Source organism: Yaniella sp. (assembly GCF_030453185.1).
Classification (GTDB): domain Bacteria; phylum Actinomycetota; class Actinomycetes; order Actinomycetales; family Micrococcaceae; genus Yaniella.
Genome location: NZ_JAKDKW010000122.1, coordinates 1 through 4,425, shown reverse-complemented (window position 1 = coordinate 4,425; position 4,425 = coordinate 1). Strand labels below are relative to the sequence as shown.

Below are 4,425 nucleotides of genomic sequence, written 5' to 3'. Positions count from 1 at the left end.
GGCCCACAAGTTCAAAACAAAACCAGCCAGCCTTTCGGTTTGGCTGGTTTTGTTTTTGATAAGCGTAGGCGCCCGGCGGATGCGATCTCCAACAAATGCTGGTTACGGAGTTCCACTGGCTTCACTACCCTTCTGTAGGGGAATGTGGCGCATGTTACACTGGTCGAGATTTTCAAATCTACCAGGTCTCCGAGTCGGGAGGTTCCATGATGGATACTGCCTCAGCTCAGAAAGATTCCCGTAAACGCCGCAAACGACGCCCGTTGCAGAAGGTCTTCAACGGCATTGAAACTGCAGGAAATAAACTTCCACATCCGGCCACACTTTTTGCTCTGCTAGCTCTTGTCGTGGTGCTGTTGTCTTGGTTGTTGGCCAATCTAGAGGTGACCGCCGAAGACCCCGTGGAGGGTGGACAGGTGGAGGTATTCAGTCTCCTGTCTGCTGAAGGGATCCAATGGCTGTTCACCTCGGCTGTGGACAACTTCCTTGGGTTTGCGCCACTGGGCGTAGTGCTGGTGACGATGTTGGGTATCGGTCTCGCCGAGCAGACTGGACTTATCGGAGCTCTACTGCGCGGGTTTATCCTAGCGGTGCCCAGGGCTCTGGTAACGACGGGTATCGTATTCGCCGGGGTCATGTCCTCGGTGGCATCAGACGCCGGTTACGTCGTCATCCCACCGTTGGCGGCGATTATTTTTGTGGCGATGGGCCGACACCCGCTGGCCGGTATTGCAGCTGGTTTTGCTGGAGTTTCTGCCGGTTTCAGTGCGAACTTTTTGCTCTCCGGGACCGATGTGATGCTGGGCGAGCTGACCATCGAAGCAGCTGCCACCGTGGATCCTGAATATGCCGAGGGAATGAACCTGGCGATGAACTACTGGTTCATTATCGCTTCGACAGTTCTGCTCACGATCGTTGGCACGCTGGTCAGCCAGTACATCGTTGAGCCGCGTCTGGGCACCTGGGAGGGTAAAGGCGCGATCACCCAAGATGACCAGGACACCATGACGTTATCGGGCCAGGAGAAGAAGGGGCTGATTTGGGCCGGCGTCTCCGCGCTTATTACGATCGCGCTGCTGGCCCTGCTGATCGTTCCGGCTAATGGTGTGCTGCGTGGTGAAGACGGCGCCGTGATTCAATCGCCCTTTATGGACTCGTTGGTCATCATCATCGTGATCGTCTTCTTCATCCCCGGTGCAGTGTACGGTTTAGTGACTCGCTCGGTGCGTAATGACACCGACGCTGTGGATCACATGTCCAAGACACTGGCGGGCATGGCGGTGTTCATCGTGCTCGCCTTCGCCGCAGGCCAATTCATCGCCTACTTCGAGGAATCGAACATCGGATTGTTAGTCTCGGTGACCGGTGCGGACTTCTTAGAATCCATCAATCTGACCGGCATCCCGCTGCTCCTGCTGTTCATGTTGTTCGTCGGGATCATTAACTTGTTCGTGGGTTCTGCCTCGGCCAAGTGGGCGATGCTCGCCCCGATTCTGGTGCCGATTATGATGTATTTGGGCATCTCACCTGAATTTACCCAGGCCGCCTATCGTGTCTCCGACTCAGCGACCAACATCCTCAGCCCATTGATGACCTATTTTGCGCTGATCATTGCGGTGGCCCAGCGCTATGACAAGAAAATAGGTATCGGCTCGCTGATCTCCGTGATGCTGCCGTACTCACTTGCATTCTGGGCCGCGTGGACAGTGATGGCCATGGGGTGGTACTTACTGGGTCTACCGCTGGGGCCTGGCTCGCCAGTGCAATACTAGTCTGGCGAAAAGCAACTCAGCATCGGCCGGGCATTTCGAATCAGCACCTCATATGCATATATTGTACGGGGAGACATGCAGCGACTAATACACTGCATGGGTCACACCGGCTTCTTTTGGCCCTTGGAAAGCCGCCGCGTGAAAACAGTGCGCGGTACGAGACGACGGCGTCGTGAAGCAAGCGAGGCATCCGGCGTCAGGATGCCCAGCACACGAATAAACGTGGTCATCCACAGCAACGCCAGCCCGACGACGATACTTTCCAGCGCCGTAACACTGATAACCGAAAATAGGAACGTCAGCACGGCCGATATCCCAACCACAATCACCAGCAGGGTCGTGACTGCTTTGAGGACCAGCGGGGGATTCGGAAGCGCGAATTGTGTGTAGCCAGCGGCTGCAATAAGGAGCATGAGCGACGCGAAGGCCGCGATATTATGCGGCACCGGGATTTGATCAATGGGCAAGAAACCCACGGCCGTCAGAGCAATACCTGCAGCGAACCAAATGATGACGACGGTTGCGATGCGGGGGATCGCCACATCATCGAGTAGTCGGTGCAAGTCGCGACCAATATAGGAGCCGACCGTCGCGATGAGCAAGCCGGCGATGATTAACGTACCGTTGAAGGCCCATGCCCCACTACCGGCGCCCAGCTGTGAGAAGTTTCGTTCCCACCAGGTTGGATCGGTGGCGGTGGTCATTGCAAATACCGTGCCGATGATGAGGTAGGAAAACAATAGGGCAGACAGATTTTTTGTGCTCAAGTGGATGCCAGCTTGGAAGGAGAGTCTCCCACTCAGTGCCGCTGCGACGCCAGATAGGATCCCGCCACCAATGGGGCCTAATTCTAAGCCTTGCAGTCCGGTTGCCAGCACTTGCCCGGCCAACAGCACACCAATCGCGGTGACTCCGCCCATGGCAAGGGTGACGGCAATCGCGGAAACATTGGAAACGAGCTTTTGCCAGCGGGGCATGTGCCAAGTTTCATCGCGACGATAGAACACCGTGCTGATGATAAATGCGAGCGAGGCCACCGCTGCTGAAATGATAGCCGTTTTTACGGCTATCGACCCGGTTCCTATAAACGCGGAAGGCGCGCCCCGCAGCGTGATGAAACCGAGGGTGGCTCCTACAAGAAAGCAGCCCGCTGTGGCCCACAGGGCGTGCAGCTGCTCGCGCAATGCTTGGCGGGTATTCATCACGGCTCCATCACAGCACAAGGTTTATGAAATACTGCTCCCCGGTGTGGATCGATTTTTCATCCAACACCGGGGAGCAGTTGCGCAACCGAGATGGTGCGCAGCGTGTTTCATAATTAACGGCGGGTGGCGGTGGTGCCACCTTCTTCTTCTAGCGATTCAGATGGATCGCTGATGGTGTCTCCGTTGACGTGTTTCTTCTCATGGCCGGCTTTTTCGTTACCCGGAGCTGCATTGGGGCTGTTGGCCTGTTCTGGAGCCTCGTTCGAGCCATAGCCCGTGGATTTATCCAACATTTCGGTTGCAGTGTCAGCTACACCGCCGAGGGCAGGTGCTTTTTCCTTGACAACATCGGCCACCCGGCCGGAGGTCTCATGTACCCGTTCTTGGGTTTTCGGGTCATTCCAAAACTGCTGTACGGTGCGCTGAGCCTGACGGGCAGCTTCTTCTGCCTGTGCCCGACCTTCACGGTTACCGAGGAGATAGCCGATGCCTACACCGACACCCAGGGTCAGTACGCGACCAAAACTCAAGATTTTCATAGTTGACCTCACTTCGTTAGGGGACACTTGCGATGTTTTGATTCTTCTTGGTTCATGCCTAGTGGGTCAATGCTGGAATGACGGTGCGCTCAGGCACATCTTGCACAGATGCACTGTCGCTTTGTGCCAGCCCAGGAATCATCGCAGCGATATGCCCCTGGCCAGACTCGTGATGATTGAACAATCATGCTGGCAAGCAGCGCAAGCATTCCACCAAAAACGCCCGTCCTGTAGCGTGGACGCCAGACTTTAGATTCGCAGACACCCTAGTCTGCGAGCTGTGCATTCGAAGTATTCAGGAGGAAGCATGGCAAACGTAGCAGAGCATTTCATTTCAACGTTCGAAGCAAACGGGATCGACCGAATCTGGGGCATTGCGGGGGACTCCTTAAATGGGTTCACCGATGCTATGCGAAACTCAGATGTCGAGTGGATGAACGTTCGGCATGAAGAAGCTGGCGCGTTTGCTGCAGCTGCCGAAGCTGAAATGACTGGTGAACTCGCAGTGACTGCGGGAACCGCCGGCCCTGGCAACCTACATCTTATCAATGGACTGTACGATGCCCAACGTTCGCGTGTTCCGGTATTGGCGCTTGCCGCTCATATCCCCGCCGAAGAAATTGGTACCGGCTACTTCCAAGAAACCCATCCTCAAGAACTCTTCCGCGAGTGCAGCGTCTATGTTGAACAGGTCAGCGATATTGGACAGCTGCCGCGGCTGCTTTCCATTGCGATGCGTGCCGCCGTCGAAAAGCGCGGCGTTGCTGTCTTGGTGATCAGCGCTGCGATGTTTGTCACCGAACTACCGGATGCCAAACCAGAAATCATCAAGGCCACAAATTCGCGGATCCTGCCGGCCACCGAAGAGCTGAACCGTGCAGCAGACCTCTTGAATGGTTGCAAGAAAGT

General features: G+C 55.8%; 4 protein-coding genes. 2 read left to right on the top strand and 2 right to left on the bottom strand.

Translation table 11 applies throughout. The features are described from left to right. Positions 1 to 206 precede the first annotated feature (206 nt). On the top strand, positions 207 to 1,772 hold the full coding sequence (locus tag L0H14_RS11895) for an AbgT family transporter (protein WP_301421932.1): 1,566 nt from the start codon (positions 207 to 209) through the stop codon (positions 1,770 to 1,772). 101 nt (positions 1,773 to 1,873) lie between these two features. Here the strand turns inward: L0H14_RS11895 and L0H14_RS11890 are convergent, their stop codons facing one another. Continuing rightward, entirely contained in the window at positions 1,874 to 2,974 is a 1,101-nt protein-coding gene (locus tag L0H14_RS11890) for a DUF998 domain-containing protein (RefSeq protein ID WP_301419879.1), read from the bottom strand. A 116-nt stretch (positions 2,975 to 3,090) separates the two neighbouring features. Then, a complete protein-coding gene (locus L0H14_RS11885; RefSeq protein ID WP_301419880.1) occupies positions 3,091 to 3,516 on the bottom strand; it encodes a hypothetical protein in 426 nt (141 codons plus the stop codon). A gap of 307 nt (positions 3,517 to 3,823) precedes the next feature. On the opposite strand from L0H14_RS11885, the gene L0H14_RS11880 reads away from it, so the two are divergent. Beyond that, positions 3,824 to 4,425, top strand: a 602-nt coding sequence (locus tag L0H14_RS11880) for a thiamine pyrophosphate-binding protein (protein ID WP_301419882.1), incomplete at its 3' end; no start/stop codon positions are given.